Raw genomic sequence first — 15,416 nt, forward strand, 5'->3', positions numbered from 1 at the left:
AGCCGTAAGGGTAACTCACGGGAGGACATTCAGGCCAGTCTGGGGCGACTTTGCCCTACAGCCATAAAGCCACAGGGCCAGCAGCCGATAAACAGGTATCAAAGTGCATACAAGGAACGATTCGATGGCCGCCATTGGTACGCTGGGCCCCGCTAGCAGCGACGTTGCGGCAACGCCGGAAGCGTTTAAAGCTGCGTCCGGCAATGCACGCGATCCAGGCTCGCCCGAAGAGGCAACCCCGACCTTGGTCGAGGGCGTCAAAGTGTCGCTGTCCGGCGCATCGATCGAAAAGGCCGCCAGTATCGGTGGCGAAAACAGCGACATCGAGAACAGTGGCTTGCCAGAGAACATCCAGCAATTGCTGAAGATGATCCGCAAACTGCAAAAACAGATTGCCGAGAAAAAGGCACTCATCGAAGCGGTCATGGCCGACAAGCGCCTTTCCAACGAAGAAAAGATCATCAAGGCTGCCGCGCTGCGAGGCGCTATCGCCGCGTTGAATACCGGCCTGATCACGGCCAATCTGGCTTTGTCCAAAGTGGTCGGGCAGTCCGGGTTGACCGCGGATCAGAACCTGAGCGTCGGTTCGTTGCTGACGAAAAACTAGATCACCCGCGAAAAACGCTGACGGTTCTGCTGTTCCAGGTAGGCATCGAACACCATGCACACCGAGCGCACCAGCAGACGACCCGCCGGCAAAACGGCGATCCGCTCGCGATCCAGCGCGATCAGGCCATCACTGGCCATACCCTGCAACTGCGGCCACAGCGCGCCGAAATAGCCCTGAAAATCGATGTTGAACTGCTGCTCGATCTCGGCGAACTCCAGGCTGAAATTGCAGATCAGTTGCTGAATCACCGCTCGGCGCAAGCGATCATCGGCGTTACACACCAGGCCCCGGCTGGTCGCCAGTTGTGCGGCGGCGAGGGTGTTCTGGTACTCGTTGAGATCGCTGCTGTTCTGGCAGTACAGATCGCCGATCTGGCTGATCGCGGAAACCCCCAGACCAATCAGATCGCAGTGGCCATGAGTGGTGTAACCCTGGAAGTTGCGTTGCAGGGTTTGTTCTTCCTGAGCAATCGCCAGCTCGTCATCGGGCAGGGCGAAGTGATCCATGCCGATGTAGCGATAGCCGGCGGCGGTGAGCTGCTCGATGGTGCGCTCAAGCATTTCCAGCTTCTGCGCGGGCGCCGGTAACTCATTGCCGTTGATCCGTCGCTGCGGCATGAAACGCTCGGGCAGGTGCGCATAGTTGAACACCGAGAGCCGGTCCGGTTGCAGGCTGATGACTTCTTCAACGGTGCGGGCGAAATTTTCCGGGGTCTGTTTGGGCAAGCCGTAGATCAAATCGATATTGATCGAGCGAAATTGCAGAGTACGCGCAGCATCGATCACCGCGCGGGTTTCTTCCAGACTTTGCAGGCGATTGACCGCGCGCTGCACCGCTGGATCAAGGTCTTGCAGGCCGATGCTGACCCGGTTGAAACCCAGTTCGCGCAGCAGGCCCATGGTCGACCAGTCGGCTTCACGCGGGTCGATCTCGATGCCGTAATCACCGGAGTCGTCATCCAGTAAATTGAAATGCTTGCGCAGGTGCGCCATCAACTGACGCAGTTCGTCGTGGCTGAGAAAGGTCGGCGTGCCGCCACCGAAGTGCAGTTGTTCGACCTTCTGCGCCGGGTCGAGGTGGCAGGCGATCAACTGGATTTCCTGCTCCAGCCGCTGCAGGTAGGGCAGGGCGCGACCACGATCCTTGGTGATGACTTTGTTGCAGGCGCAGTAGTAGCAAATGTTCGCGCAGAACGGCACATGCACATACAACGACAACGGGCGCAGGGCCTTGCGGCTGTCGCGCAGGGCATGAAACAGGTCGAAGGTGCCGACCTGACTGTGAAATTGCACGGCCGTCGGATACGAGGTGTAGCGCGGCCCCGCCAAGTCGTAGCGGCGGATCAGATCAGAGTCCCAACGAATGGCGTCGAGCATGCGGGCATTCCCCCGGATAGGCTGGCAGTGTGGGCGAGTCTATAGGGCGGCGGCGATGGGGCTTTTGATTTGCATCAACGGGGAGAAGTGTGGTGTTAGTGCGGGCCTCTTCGCGAGCAGGCTCGCTGCCACATTGGATCGGTGGTGCAACACAAATCCCCTGTGGGAGCGAGCCTGCTCGCGAAGGCCGCGCCGCCGATCTAATGGCCCATGAGCCAATGCTGATGTGGGCCGGGTAATGTCCAGATCCCGAACAGGATCACCAGCAGTCCACCCGCCATGCGCACGCTGCGTTTGCGCAAAATGGCAGTCACGCGTTCCGCCGCAAGCCCCGTCGCCAGCAAAACCGGCCAGGTGCCGAGGCCGAACGCGAGCATCAACAACGCACTGTCCAGCGCATTGCCCTGACTCGCCGACCACAGCAATGTGCTGTAAACCAGTCCGCACGGCAGCCAGCCCCACAACGCGCCAAGTAGTAACGCGCGCGGCACACTCGACACCGGCAGCAAGCGGTTGGCCACCGGTTGAATGTAACGCCACAGCCCGCGCCCCAAACTTTCAATGCGCGTCAGCCCACTCCACCATCCGGCCAGATACAAACCCATGGCGATCAGCAACAACCCGGCCAGCACACGCATGAACAATGCGGCTGGACTGTTCGCCACCGCCCATCCCGCCAGCCCGATCAGCAAGCCCGCCGTGGCATAACTGAGGATTCGGCCCAGGTTATACGCCAGCAACAAGCGGAAACGCCGGCTGCGCTGTTCCTTGGGAATCGCCAGGGTCAGCGCGCCCATCAAACCGCCGCACATGCCCAGGCAATGACCGCCACCGAGCAGGCCGAGGATCAATGCCGATACCAACAGCGGCGCCAGTTCAAGCATGAGGTGGGGCCTTGTCGTCCGGTTTGTCGGGGTTGGCTTCGTCCACGGCGGCGGTGTGGTTCGGATCCTGATCATCGAACAGGATGCTGTGCGCCGGTCCGTCGAGGTCGTCGTACTGACCGCTGTCCACCGCCCAGAAAAAGATGTAAACGGCGATGGCCACGATCAGCAGGGCGGCCGGGATCATCACGTAGAGAGCTGGCATCTGTACTCCAGGTGCCCGCGCGGCTCAGGCCGGCAGCGGGCGGGTGTGCGATCGGGTGCTGGCGGGCGGCGGACTCGGCAGACGAGTCAGGCGCAGGGCATTGAGCACCACGGTCAACGAACTGATCGACATGCCGACGGCGGCCCACACCGGAGTGATCCAGCCGAGGGCGGCGAACGGCAACATGAGGCCATTGTACAGCGCCGCCCACAGCAGGTTCTCGATGATGACCCGACGGGTCCGCCGCGCGAGCGTGAAGGCTTGGATCAAGGCGTCGAGGCGGTTGGACAGCAACACCGCATCGGCACTGGTTTTCGCCAGATCGGTGGCCGAACCCATGGCCACGCTGATGTCGGCCGCGGCGAGTACCGGCACGTCATTGACGCCATCGCCGAGCATCAGCACTTTGCGACCTTCCCGGTGCAGCTGTTGCAGGACCTGCAGTTTGTCGTCCGGACGCAAACCGCCACGAGCTTCATCAATGCCCAATTCCGCTGCCACACTGGCGACCATTGGCGAGCTGTCGCCGGACAACAACAGCGTACGCCAGCCGCGCGCCTTGCACGCGGCGAGCAGCGCGGGGGCGTCATCACGCAAGCGGTCGTCGAGAACGAACCACGCCAGCGGCCCTTGAGTGTCGCCGAGCAGCAACCATTGGCCGGCCTCATTCGGCATGGCGGGCACGTTCGCACCGCTGAGGGCGCAGACAAATTCTGCCTGACCGATGCGCAAACGCTGTCCGCCCACCAAGCCTTCGAGGCCAAGCCCCGGCGTGCTGTGAACTTCTTCAGCGGCCAGCGGCGCACGGCCAAAGGCACGGGCAATCGGGTGTTCCGAACGGTTTTCCAGTGCGGCGGCAAGGCTCAGGCATTCATCGCTGTCGCGCGCGCCGAGCGGGCGAATCGAGCGCAGCACCAGTCGGCCTTCGGTGAGGGTGCCGGTCTTGTCGAAGATCACCGTGTCGATTTGATTCAAGCCTTCCAGCACGTGACCACGGGTCAGCAGCAAACCGAGTTTGTGCAATGTCCCGGTGGCTGCGGTGAGCGCGGTCGGTGTGGCCAGCGACAGCGCGCACGGGCAGGTCGCAACGAGCATGGCGAGGACGATCCAGAATGCGCGCGATGAATCCAGCTCCCACCAGAGCAGGCCGATGGCCGCGGCGGCAATCAGTGATAACAGCAAAAACCATTGCGCGGCGCGGTCGGCGATTTCCGCCAGTCGCGGTTTTTCCGCCTGGGCGCGGTCGAGCAGACGGACGATGGCCGACAGGCGCGTGTCTTGGCCCAGCGCCTGAACTTCCACGGTCAACGCGCCTTCGACATTCAGCGTGCCGGCAGTGACCGTGTCGCCGAGGGTACGCGGTTGCGGCAGGTATTCGCCGGTGAGCAGCGATTCGTCGATGCTCGATTGGCCGTCGATGATCTTGCCGTCCGCCGGCAGAATCGAGCCGGCCTGCACCAGAATCCGCTCGCCGAGGCGCAGTTCGCTGAGCAGGATGCGTTCGCTCTGGCCGGCTGCATCAAGGCGCAGGCAGGAGGCAGGCAACAGATTGACCAATTGCGCGGTGGCGGCAGCGGTGCGTTCGCGGGCACGGCGTTCGAGATAGCGGCCGGCGAGCAGGAACAGTGCAAACATCCCCACCGCGTCGAAATACAACTCGCCGACCCCGGTGATCGAGGTCCAGATCCCGGCAATGTAGGCACTGCCGATCGCCAGCGACACCGAGACATCCATGGTCAGGTGGCGTGTGCGCAGATCGCGCATCGCGCCTTTGAAGAACGGCGCGCAGCTGTAGAACACGATCGGTGTGGTCAGGAACAGCGCGACCCAGCGCAGGATCGTGTGCAGCTCGGGGCTGAGGTCGATGTTGAATTCCGGCCAGGTGGCCATGGTCGCCATCATCGCCTGGAACCACAGCAGCCCGGCGACGCCGAGCTGACGCAGGGCCAGGCGGTTTTCGCTGGCCAGTTGTTCGCTGGCGCGATCGGCCTGATACGGGTGGGCGGCGTAGCCGATGTGGCGCAGTTCGGCGAGTACTTGGCTCAGCGGTAATTGCGCGTCGGCCCAGCGCACATGCAGGCGATGGTTGGACAGGTTCAGCCGCGCTTCGGCCACGGCGGGCAGCGTGCGCAGGTGTTTTTCGATCAGCCAGCCGCAGGCGGCACAACTGATGCCTTCCATCAACAGGGTGGTTTCAGCCAGTTCGCCTTCATGGCGGACGAAGGGTTGCTGCACATCGGCGCGGTCGTACAGGGCCAGCTCATCGACCAATTGCACCGGCAATGCTTCGGGGTTGGCCGAGGCTTCGCTGCGGTGTTGGTAATAGCTTTCCAGGCCGCCGGCGACGATGGCTTCGGCCACGGCCTGACAGCCCGGGCAGCAGAATTCGCGGGATTGCCCGAGTACGACGGCAGTGAAGCGGCTGCCGGACGGGACCGGCAGGGCGCAGTGATAGCAGGGGAGTGGGGTGGTCATGGCATCGTTGAGGGGTTAAGCCCTTGCATTGGGGTTGTCCGCTTGCCCTCACCCCAGCCCTCTCCCGGAGGGAGAGGGAGCCGATCGGTGTGAGCCGGAAAAACTGGTTCAGTCGACTGGATCTTCACTGTCATACACAAAACGTGCAAACGCTCGAGATCAGTTCCCTCTCCAGGGGGAGAGGGCTAGGGTGAGGGGGCTTTTGAAGTTGTTTACTTCTTCAAGTCTTCGGCACCTTGCAGCGGCTCGTCACCCAGCAACAAATCCTTGTCATGGTTAACCAATTCTTCCTCGAACATCCGCCAGACGTGATCATCCTGACTGCCCAGCAACTCGACAAACCGGCGACCTTCAACTTTGTCACCCAATTGACCGATGTAACGCCCGGTTTCAGTCTCGCTGCGGGTCAGGACAATCTTGCGATCCTTCTCCGGCTGCGTCGGTGAAATCAGGTTCAGCTCCAGGGTCTTTGGCTGACTGTCACCGCTCAAGCGCAAATCAACTTCACCGGTCACGTCATCCAGATGCACAGCGGCGCGCATTTTCAGAGTCTGTGCCAACAGTTCACGGTCCAGCGAACGGTTGATGCCTTTGCCGGCCTCGTAGTAGTTGTCGTTGACCAGGTTGTCCGGGTTGTTCACCGCAATGGTCACCATGGACAGGGTCAGGGTCACCGAACAGGCCAGAATCCCGATGATGATCCATGGCCAAAGGTGCTTGTACCAGGGACTTGCGGCGTTTGCTGCGGGCATGTTCAGTTCTCTCAACGGATTTGTGGGCCGATGAATCGGCTCTTGGCTTCAACGTGGACGCTGTCGTCATCGGCATCCTTGAGGATGAATTTCACCTCGTTGGTGCTCGATGGCAGTTGCTCCGGTGCGCTCGACAACTCGACCGGCATGCTGACGATATCGCCGGCCGCGACTTTGATCTCGCGTTTGCCTTGCAGGCGCAGGTCGGGCAGGCCCGCGGCTTCCAGCACGTAAGTGTGGTCGCGCTGATCCTTGTTCATGATCTTCAGGCTGTAGACGTTTTCGATCCGGCCTTCGGCGTTTTCGCGGTACAGCACGCGGTCCTTGCTAACGTCGAAGCCGACCAGCGAGCGCATCACGAATGCAGTGACCAACAGGCTGATCATCGCCAGCAACACTACGGCATAGCCGATCAGGCGTGGCCGCAGTTTATGGGTTTTCTGCCCGGACAGGTTGTGTTCGGTGGTGTAGCTGATCAGCCCGCGCGGGTAATCCATCTTGTCCATGATGCTGTCGCAGGCGTCGATGCAGGCCGCGCAGCCAATGCACTCGATCTGCAGGCCGTCGCGGATGTCGATGCCGGTCGGGCACACCTGAACGCACATGGTGCAATCGATGCAATCGCCCAGCCCCTGGGCCTTGTAATCGACGCCTTTCTTGCGCGGGCCACGGCTTTCACCGCGACGCGGGTCGTAGGAAACAATCAGCGTGTCCTTGTCGAACATCACGCTCTGGAAGCGTGCGTACGGGCACATGTAAATGCACACCTGCTCACGCAGCCAACCGGCGTTGCCGTAAGTGGCGAGGGTGAAGAAACCGACCCAGAAATACGACCAGCCATCGGCCTGGCCGGTGAAGAATTCGAAGACCAGTTCACGGATCGGCGAGAAGTAGCCAACGAAGGTCATGCCGGTGACAAAACCGATCAACAGCCACAGCGCGTGTTTGGCGAATTTGCGCGCGAATTTGTTGGTGCTCATCGGCGTCTTGTCGAGCTTGATGCGCTGATTGCGGTCGCCTTCGGTGACCTTCTCGCACCACATGAAAATCCACGTCCACACACTTTGCGGACAGGTGTAGCCGCACCAGACCCGGCCGGCGTACACGGTAATGAAGAACAGGCCGAACGCGGCAATGATCAACAGGCCCGAGAGCAGAATGAAATCCTGTGGCCAGAAAGTGGCGCCGAAGATGAAGAACTTGCGCTCCGGCAGGTTCCACCACACGGCCTGATGACCGCCCCAGTTCAGCCACACCGTACCGAAATACAGCAGGAACAATGCCGCACCGCCCATCATCCGCAGATTGCGGAACAGGCCGGTGAACGCGCGGGTGTAGATTTTTTCTCGAGAGGCGTAAAGGTCAACGCTGTTGTTCGCGTTTTTGCTCGGTGGTGTGACGTCGTGTACCGGAATCTGGTTGCTCATCATTGCATCCCACGGCAGTGGAAAAATGCCTCGGTCGATACGTGCCAACCCAGGTCAGAAAGGGGTGTTGCAGTGGCGCAATGATACGCCGGTCGCTCTGGATCAAGGGTGCGACCTTTGGTCGCGTTGGGTAAAAAACCTGAATGGTGTAGCGAATGCAGCAAAGCATGATGCAGGTCAATTGACTTGTTGAGTATGGACGGTTTTGGCTTGAGGGCTAATTCATTGTTTCCACGGGAGAACAGTCCGCCGCTGCGGTCATTGCGTGTTTCATAAAAAAGCCTGGTCAGATTGGACGCACGCACGAATGGCGTCACGTTCAGGGTTTCCTTTGCACAACTCGACGCGTGTCTGGCCTGAAAGAAAACTTTGAATGTGGTTTTGCGTGGGCCACGCCACGTTGAATGGAACTTGTCATGTTTATTTTCAGTGCTCTGCAGGTTATTAAACTTGTGCGGCTAGTGTCTCTGAAATAAATCCAATTGATTGTTCTTTGTGAGTGCTTTGAAGTTTTCTGTTTTTTCGAATAAGTTCTGTTTGCGCGAAAAGTTTGCGCCTGATTGATTAATTTAAACGGAATTTAATGTATGGCTTTTAACAAGTTTGCAAGCGTTGTGCTGGGTGTGTGTTTGTGGGCGACGGGTGTATCGGCGCAGGCTATAACCGGAACACCGAAACACATGGTTTTTGCCTCGGATACTCAATATCCCTGGACCGACAAGACCGATGACCGGGAGCCGGAATCCGACGCCGAATTCGATGTTCGTTCGAAATGGCTGGTTGATACTCAGCTTGGGAGTATTGCCGAGTTCAGAAATCAGCACGGCTCTCAAGCCCAGGTGCCTTTGATGATCAATGGCGATATAACCGCTTTTGGTCATGGCTGGCAGCGTTCGTTCATGAAGGATTTACTGACCAAACACTTCAAAGGTGAGTATTTGTACGGCTTGGGTAATCACGATTATGAAAACAATGTTGATGATTGTTTTAGTAATAGCTGTGCAGCTGGAAGTATCGTCGAGTTCAAAGAGCATCATGAGGGTAAAGTCGACAGCTTTGATCTGAAAATCACCAGTGGGTTTCTCAGTAAAAAGTACTCTGGCAGTCTCGCCTATTCAAAAAACATCGGCGAAGTTCATATGGTTCAACTCAATAACGAACCGACGTATACCACCCGGATTGCTCATCCATTGAACCCGACGACATTTGAAATCAACGATGCGCTCGACTGGCTCGAGACGGACCTCAGACTGGCTCGAGCCTCGGGGTACGCCATCATCATCAATATGCATAAACCGTTGCGCCACCAGGGGACCCAGGCGCAACAGAAACGCTTCACCGATATGGTCAATAAATATCAAGTGACGGCGATCTTTGCCGGCCATTTGCATAAGGATGGAGGTGATGCCTATTGGGAGGGTAGCGTACCCATCTACCTGAGCGGCAGTACGTCTCAGCAAACCTATCTGATTGCCAGTTTCACCGAGGACCGCAAGCAGTTGCAGGTCTATCTGGTGAAGAACAATCAGTGGCGCAATCGAACGCTGATCGATACGACGCCGGTGCATTCAATCTTTGCCAAGCGCCCATAAAAAAAGCCCCGCCAGTGATTAGGCGGGGCTTTGGACGATCAGTGATTGGCCGCGTTCCATGGATTGATCAGATGAACGCCGCTGAGTTGGAAGTCGGCAACATTACGGGTGACCAGCGTCAGACCATGAACAAGCGCGGTGGCGGCGATCAAAGCGTCGCATTCATTGCTGCGATCAGGCACGTGCAGCTGTGCACATCGGCTAGCGACGGCGCTATCGACCGAGAGGATTCTTCCCGAGAATGCGGGTTTGACATGACGCTCGAGCCAGTTGCGCAGCATCCCTCCTTGTGGCGGGTCGCGGCGTTCGATACGCAGAATGCCGGTTTCCAGCTCCAGCACAGTGATGGCCGATAAATACAGGCTGGCCGGGGCGACGCTGTTTGCCCATGTCACCACCTGCTTGTTGGCCTGGGGTTTTCGCAGTTCGGAAACTACATTGGTATCCAGTAGAAACATCAGGACAGGTCCACGCTGCGAGGAGTGATGACGGCGCGCTCGGTTTCGAATTCGATGTCAGGCGCATTCGGCATGACCAGCAGATCGACGATGCTGGTCTGGCTACCGGTCAGTTTCTGGTATTCCTCGATGCTCAGCAGTACATGGGCAGGCTTGCCACGATCGGTAATGATGACCGGGCCCTGATGCGCGGCTTTTTTGGCGGCACTGGTGTCCTGGTTGAATTCGCGGCTGGAAATGGTCGTGATGGCCATCATGTTCGGCCTCCGGTGATTCTGGTGTAGAAACGTTACTACTTTGGGGTTTGCCCAGCAATCGAAAAGGTGGGTTGCGGACGATCGGTTTATCACTGTCATAACGGCACCGGCGAAAGCGCCCCGGCCAAAGGGCAGGGGCGCAGGATATTGGACGTAAATTCGCTGTGTTTTGCTGCCCCCTGTCAGGGCAATCTGCCGCCGCCAAGACCGTCCAGACCGCCGCTGTTACCTGGGCGACCTACAGGGTTTGGTGAGGGTGAGCGTGCGGGTGCCACAGGCCTATTCACCGCCGTTGCTTCATGATCATGGAGGGGCTGCAAACGTTTTGGCAGTGTGGTTTCGTCATTCTTTGACATGTAGGCTTCATCCTTGAAGGTTGACCCGATGCTGTTCATCGGAGTGGGAAAAACCTACAGGGCAGTGCTGCTCAGGTCTATTGAGCATATGTCTCAAGGCATGAATGCCAGCATGAAAAAAGGCCCCGCCAATCAACATTGGCGGGGCCTTTTGTACTTCAAGCGCTGGCCTTACTCGGCGTTCGCTTCGGGTGCTTTTTCACCGTGGGACAGGCTGTAAACATATGCCGCCAGCAGGTGCACCTTGTCGTTGCCTTGCAGTTGTTCCTGCGCAGGCATCTGGCCCTGACGGCCGTAACGGATGGTCTGCTGCAGTTGCGCGAAGCTCGAACCGTAGATGAACGCGCCCGGGTGGGTCAGGTCAGGCGCGCCCATGGCGGGGGTGCCTTTGCCGGCCGGACCGTGGCAGGCCACGCAGTTGGCGGCGAACAGTTTGCCGCCGTTGGCCGGATCAGCCTTGGTGCCTTCCGGCAGCTTGCGGCCATCCAGGTTGGTCACAACGAATGCTGCTACGTCGGCAACACCTTGCTCACCGATGACTTCAGCCCAGGCCGGCATCACTGCGTGACGACCGCCCATGATGGTGGTCTTGATGGTTTCCGGCTCGCCGCCCCAGCGCCAGTCGGCGTCGGTCAGGTTAGGGAAACCGTAGGCGCCCTTGGCGTCGGAACCGTGGCACACCGAGCAGTTGGAGGCGAACAGACGGCCACCCATCTTCAGTGCTTGCGGATCCTTGGCCACTTCTTCGATTGGCATGGCAGCGAACTTGGCGAAGATCGGACCGAACTTAGCGTCCGAACGAGCCATTTCCTTTTCCCACTCGTGCACGCCGGTCCAGCCGGTCTGGCCGTTGGCGAACGCGGTCTGCTTGTCGTTATCGAGGTAGTTGTAGCCCGGCAGCAGGCCTTTCCAGTTGCCCAGGCCCGGGTACAGCACCAGGTAACCCAAGGCAAAAATGATGGTGCCGACAAACAGCATGAACCACCATTTCGGCAGTGGGTTGTCGTACTCCTCGATCCCGTCGAAAGAGTGCCCGACCGTCTCGTCCGTCTGTTCGCTGCGCTGGCCCTTGCGGGTCGACAGCAGCAGCCAGGTCAGGGAAAAGATCGTACCGAGACTGAGGACTGTGACGTACAGACTCCAGAATGTAGTCATTCTTTGTTACTCCTAGAAGCTTGCTCGACGTGCTTGATGGCTTCGGGATCATCCGCAAAAGGCAACAAGGTCGCGTCTTCAAACTCCGACTTGCGCTTGGGGCTGAACACCCACAGCGCCAGACCGATGAAGGCCACCATCACGACAACGGTGCCCAGGCCACGAATCATCCCGATATCCATCCAGATCACCGTTTGCTTTTGATGATGGTGCCCAGGCCTTGCAGATAGGCCACCAGCGCGTCCATTTCGGTTTTGCCCTTCACGGCATCCTTGGCCCCGGCGATGTCTTCGTCGGTGTAAGGAACGCCGAGCGTGCGCAACACTTCCATCTTCCTGGCAGTGTCTTTGCCGTCGAGCTTGTTTTCTACGAGGAACGGGTAAGCCGGCATTTTCGACTCAGGCACGACGTTGCGCGGGTTGTACAAGTGCGCACGTTGCCAGTCATCGGAGTAACGACCGCCGACACGGGCCAGATCTGGCCCGGTACGTTTGGAACCCCACAGGAACGGGTGATCCCAGACGCTTTCACCGGCGACCGAGTAGTGCCCATAGCGTTCGGTTTCGGCACGGAACGGACGGATCATCTGCGAGTGGCAGCCGACACAGCCGTTGGCGATGTAAACGTCGCGGCCTTCCAGTTCCAGCGCCGAACGCGGCTTCATGCCTTCGACCGGCTTGTTGGTGACGTCCTGGAAAAACAGCGGAACGATTTGGGTCAGGCCGCCAACGCTGACGGCGATGACCATGAAGAAGGCCAGCAGGCCAATATTCTTCTCGACAGCTTCATGCTTCATCAGTGAGCTCCAACGACAGCGATCTGGGCAGCGGCTTCGGCTTCAGCCGGGTTCGAGGCGCGCACGGTGCGCCAGACGTTGTAAGCCATCAGGAACATGCCGCTGGCGAAGAAAGCACCGCCCAAGGCGCGAACGATGTAGCCCGGGTGGCTGGCTTGCAGCGCTTCAACGAACGAGTAGGTGAGGGTGCCGTCGTCGTTGATTGCACGCCACATCAGGCCCTGCGTGATACCGTTGACCCACATCGAAGCGATGTACAGCACGGTGCCGATGGTCGCGAGCCAGAAGTGCGCGTTGATCAGGCCGACACTGTGCATCTGCGCACGCCCGAACAGACGCGGGATCATGTGGTAGATCGCGCCGATCGAGATCATCGCGACCCAACCGAGAGCGCCAGCGTGTACGTGGCCGATGGTCCAGTCGGTGTAGTGCGAGAGCGAGTTGACGGTCTTGATCGCCATCATCGGCCCTTCGAAGGTCGACATGCCGTAGAACGCCAACGAAACCACGAGGAAGCGCAGGATCGGGTCGGTGCGCAACTTATGCCAGGCGCCCGACAGGGTCATCATGCCGTTGATCATGCCGCCCCAGCTTGGCGCCAGGAGGATGATCGACATCGCCATGCCCAGCGATTGTGCCCAATCCGGCAATGCGGTGTAGTGCAGGTGGTGCGGGCCGGCCCAGATGTACAGGGTGATCAGCGCCCAGAAGTGCACGATCGACAGACGATAGGAGTAGATCGGACGTTCGGCCTGTTTCGGCACGAAGTAGTACATCATCCCGAGGAAACCGGTGGTCAGGAAGAAGCCCACTGCGTTGTGGCCGTACCACCACTGGATCATCGCATCGGTCGCGCCGGAGTAGGCGGAGTAGGACTTGAAGAAGCTCACCGGCAGGGAGGCGTGGTTGACGATGTGCAGCATCGCCGTGACCACGATGAACGCACCGTAGAACCAGTTACCCACATAAATGTGCTTGGTTTTGCGCTTGGTAATGGTGCCAAAGAACACCAGACCGTAGGTGACCCAGACAATCGCCAGCAGAATAGCCAGTGGCCATTCCAGTTCCGCGTATTCCTTGGTGGTGGTGTAACCCAGCGGCAAGGTGATGATTGCGCCGACGATCACCGCTTGCCAGCCCCAGAAGGTGAAGGCCGCGAGGCTGTCGGAAATCAGTCGCGTCTGGCAGGTTCGCTGCACGACATAGTAGGAAGTGGCAAACAGTGCACAACCACCGAAGGCGAAAATCACCAGGTTTGTGTGCAACGGGCGCAGGCGTCCAAAGCTCGTCCACGGCAGACCGAAGTTCAACTCCGGCCAGACCAGTTGCGAGGCGATGAAGACACCGAGCCCCATGCCAAGGATCCCCCAGACCACCGTCATGATGGCGAACTGGCGGACTACCTTATAGTTATAAGCAGTCGGACTGATTGCTGTGCTCATTCTAAGGTTCCACGGTTTGGGTGTTTTATTAGGATTAAAATCGGCCGCAAGTATGCAGAGAGCAGGGGGTCATTGCAACGCGCCATGACCTGGTTCAATGCTTTCCAACGCTGATTCTGCGGCCTTTCCATGCGCCGCGTAAGGACAAAATTGGCCTCGGACAAAATGTCGCAGCGGACGAAAAAAGCGAGGGGTTCAGGTCGCTTGTAACGGAGTGTGTTCAAACGCTCAGTTCGGGTGACGGACGGTAAATGGCACGACAGCCGGTATCTACCGGCGTTTGCGGCCACATCAGTCAGCCGGTTCGCGGAACACAGCAGTCAGCGTTGACCTGGAACCGGCACAAGCCAGTCCGCATCGAGCAAGCGTAGACCCGAATCAGAGGAACCGAAAGGAGAGGGTGTGAAGGGGTGCGACAATGCGTCGCAAAGGGGCTGGATGCTGCCGCACCGAGAATGGTGCGGCAGAGGTGTACGCAATGATTACTTCTTGTTGTCTTCAGTAATCAGTTTTTCTGTATTCAATCCATGTGACAGGTTGTACACATAAGCGGCAAGCAATTGCACTTTATCGTTGCCCAACAGCTCGTTCTGCGCCGGCATGTGACCCTGGCGACCATGGCGAATGGTCTGCTCGAGTTGGGTCAGGCTGGTGCCATAGATAAACCCGGCCGGGTGCGTCAGATTCGGCGCGCCCATGGCTTCAGTACCTTGGCCGGTCGCCCCATGACAGGCCACGCAAGTAGTGCTGAACGCTTGCTGTCCGGCTTGCAGGTCAGCCTTGTTGTCGGCTGGCAATGGCAAACCGGCCAGTTCGTGACGCACATAAGCGGCCACGTTCTTCACCCCGGCTTCGCCCAACACTTCGCCCCAGGCCGGCATCGCCGCCATCCGGCCACCCATGATGGTGGTCTTGATGGTGTCGGCGTCGCCGCCCCAGCGCCAGTCGCTGTCGGCAAGGTTAGGGAAACCGAACGCGCCTTTGGCATCGGAACCGTGGCACACCGAACAATTGGAAGCGAACAAGCGGCCACCCATTTTCAGTGCCTGCGGATCCTTCGCCACTTCTTCCACCGGCATGGCGGCGAACTTGGCGAAGATCGGCCCGAATTTGGCGTCGGCCTTATTCATTTCCTTTTCCCACTCGTGCACACCGGTCCAACCATCCTCGTAACCGGGAAGAATGCCTTTCCAGTTGCCCAGGCCCGGATAGAGGATCAGATAGCCCACGGAAAACACCAGCGTGCCGGCGAACAGCATGAACCACCACTGCGGCAGCGGGTTGTCGTACTCCTCGATGCCGTCGAAGCTGTGGCCCATGGTCTGGTCGACGCTGCCCTTGGTCTCGCCCCGGCGGGTGCCGATCAGCAGCCATGTCAGGCCGATCAGGCTGCCGATGGTCAGTACGCAGATCCACGTACTCCAGAAGGTGGTCATGGCCGGGTACTCCTTGTCTCATTTACTGGGGTTGTGTCGGGTTGCGGCTCGTCGGCGAACGGCAGCAGACGCGCTTCGGCGAACTCCGGGGTGCGCTTGCGGTTGAACACCCACAAAGTCAAACCGACGAAAGCTACAAACACGACAACGGTGCCTAAACCACGGATCAGCCCTGTGCTCATTTCAATGACCATG

General features: G+C 59.0%; 17 protein-coding genes. 2 read left to right on the forward strand and 15 right to left on the reverse strand.

Translation table 11 applies throughout. The annotated features are described in order from the left end of the window. Nucleotides 1-124 precede the first annotated feature (124 nt). A complete protein-coding gene (locus AB4N74_RS04085; protein WP_093431846.1) occupies nucleotides 125-607 on the forward strand; it encodes a hypothetical protein in 483 nt (160 codons plus the stop codon). On the opposite strand, the gene hemN is transcribed toward AB4N74_RS04085, so the two are convergent. The 7 genes from hemN to AB4N74_RS04120 form a co-directional block, all read right to left on the reverse strand. After that, nucleotides 604-1,986: an oxygen-independent coproporphyrinogen III oxidase gene (gene hemN / locus AB4N74_RS04090; protein ID WP_460098347.1), complete on the reverse strand. Its 1,383-nt coding sequence runs from the start codon at nucleotides 1,984-1,986 to the stop codon at nucleotides 604-606. The genes AB4N74_RS04085 and hemN overlap by 4 nt on opposite strands. Before the next feature lie 200 nt (nucleotides 1,987-2,186). Next, nucleotides 2,187-2,870: a sulfite exporter TauE/SafE family protein gene (locus tag AB4N74_RS04095; RefSeq protein ID WP_064116888.1), complete on the reverse strand. Its 684-nt coding sequence runs from the start codon at nucleotides 2,868-2,870 to the stop codon at nucleotides 2,187-2,189. Beyond that, nucleotides 2,863-3,075, reverse strand: a complete 213-nt coding sequence (gene ccoS / locus AB4N74_RS04100; protein ID WP_093431851.1) for a cbb3-type cytochrome oxidase assembly protein CcoS — start codon at nucleotides 3,073-3,075, stop codon at nucleotides 2,863-2,865. Before ccoS ends, AB4N74_RS04095 begins: the two co-directional genes overlap by 8 nt. Nucleotides 3,076-3,099: 24 nt before the next feature. Continuing rightward, complete coding sequence (locus AB4N74_RS04105; protein ID WP_093431854.1) at nucleotides 3,100-5,550, reverse strand: heavy metal translocating P-type ATPase; 2,451 nt, start codon at nucleotides 5,548-5,550, stop codon at nucleotides 3,100-3,102. Nucleotides 5,551-5,762: 212 nt separating this feature from the next. Next, complete coding sequence (locus AB4N74_RS04110; RefSeq protein WP_093431857.1) at nucleotides 5,763-6,302, reverse strand: FixH family protein; 540 nt, start codon at nucleotides 6,300-6,302, stop codon at nucleotides 5,763-5,765. Between the two features lie 11 nt (nucleotides 6,303-6,313). Continuing rightward, complete coding sequence (ccoG, locus tag AB4N74_RS04115) at nucleotides 6,314-7,729, reverse strand: cytochrome c oxidase accessory protein CcoG (protein ID WP_093431860.1); 1,416 nt, start codon at nucleotides 7,727-7,729, stop codon at nucleotides 6,314-6,316. Next, the gene (locus tag AB4N74_RS04120; RefSeq protein WP_460098351.1) at nucleotides 7,729-8,046 is read right to left on the reverse strand and encodes a hypothetical protein; all 318 of its coding nucleotides are present in this window, start codon (nucleotides 8,044-8,046) and stop codon (nucleotides 7,729-7,731) included. Before AB4N74_RS04120 ends, ccoG begins: the two co-directional genes overlap by 1 nt. Before the next feature lie 270 nt (nucleotides 8,047-8,316). Between AB4N74_RS04120 and AB4N74_RS04125 the strand changes: the two genes are divergently transcribed. Then, nucleotides 8,317-9,321, forward strand: a complete 1,005-nt coding sequence (locus tag AB4N74_RS04125) for a metallophosphoesterase family protein (protein WP_460098353.1) — start codon at nucleotides 8,317-8,319, stop codon at nucleotides 9,319-9,321. A gap of 38 nt (nucleotides 9,322-9,359) precedes the next feature. Here the strand turns inward: AB4N74_RS04125 and AB4N74_RS04130 are convergent, their stop codons facing one another. The 8 genes from AB4N74_RS04130 to AB4N74_RS04165 all read right to left on the reverse strand — a co-directional run bounded on the left by AB4N74_RS04130 (nucleotide 9,360) and on the right by AB4N74_RS04165 (nucleotide 15,415). Beyond that, nucleotides 9,360-9,779: a type II toxin-antitoxin system VapC family toxin gene (locus AB4N74_RS04130; protein WP_093431866.1), complete on the reverse strand. Its 420-nt coding sequence runs from the start codon at nucleotides 9,777-9,779 to the stop codon at nucleotides 9,360-9,362. Then, nucleotides 9,779-10,033 carry a type II toxin-antitoxin system Phd/YefM family antitoxin gene (locus AB4N74_RS04135; RefSeq protein WP_175559588.1) on the reverse strand — a complete coding sequence of 85 codons (255 nt, stop codon included), beginning with the start codon at nucleotides 10,031-10,033 and terminating at the stop codon, nucleotides 9,779-9,781. Before AB4N74_RS04135 ends, AB4N74_RS04130 begins: the two co-directional genes overlap by 1 nt. A gap of 530 nt (nucleotides 10,034-10,563) precedes the next feature. Continuing rightward, nucleotides 10,564-11,547, reverse strand: coding sequence for a cytochrome-c oxidase, cbb3-type subunit III (gene ccoP / locus AB4N74_RS04140; protein WP_093431872.1), 984 nt, complete (start codon nucleotides 11,545-11,547; stop codon nucleotides 10,564-10,566). Further along, nucleotides 11,544-11,729: a CcoQ/FixQ family Cbb3-type cytochrome c oxidase assembly chaperone gene (locus AB4N74_RS04145; RefSeq protein ID WP_003175465.1), complete on the reverse strand. Its 186-nt coding sequence runs from the start codon at nucleotides 11,727-11,729 to the stop codon at nucleotides 11,544-11,546. Before AB4N74_RS04145 ends, ccoP (AB4N74_RS04140) begins: the two co-directional genes overlap by 4 nt. A gap of 5 nt (nucleotides 11,730-11,734) precedes the next feature. After that, the gene (ccoO, locus tag AB4N74_RS04150) at nucleotides 11,735-12,343 is read right to left on the reverse strand and encodes a cytochrome-c oxidase, cbb3-type subunit II (RefSeq protein WP_093431874.1); all 609 of its coding nucleotides are present in this window, start codon (nucleotides 12,341-12,343) and stop codon (nucleotides 11,735-11,737) included. Beyond that, nucleotides 12,343-13,785: a cytochrome-c oxidase, cbb3-type subunit I gene (gene ccoN / locus AB4N74_RS04155; RefSeq protein ID WP_093431876.1), complete on the reverse strand. Its 1,443-nt coding sequence runs from the start codon at nucleotides 13,783-13,785 to the stop codon at nucleotides 12,343-12,345. Before ccoN ends, ccoO begins: the two co-directional genes overlap by 1 nt. A 482-nt stretch (nucleotides 13,786-14,267) precedes the next feature. Continuing rightward, nucleotides 14,268-15,221 (reverse strand): cytochrome-c oxidase, cbb3-type subunit III, encoded by a 954-nt coding sequence (ccoP, locus tag AB4N74_RS04160; protein ID WP_460098356.1) that lies wholly within the window; start codon nucleotides 15,219-15,221, stop codon nucleotides 14,268-14,270. Further along, entirely contained in the window at nucleotides 15,218-15,415 is a 198-nt protein-coding gene (locus AB4N74_RS04165; protein ID WP_095124863.1) for a cbb3-type cytochrome oxidase subunit 3, read from the reverse strand. The genes ccoP (AB4N74_RS04160) and AB4N74_RS04165 overlap by 4 nt, the downstream gene beginning before the upstream one ends. Nucleotide 15,416 lies beyond the last annotated feature (1 nt).

This window comes from Pseudomonas sp. H3_C08 (assembly GCF_054669455.1).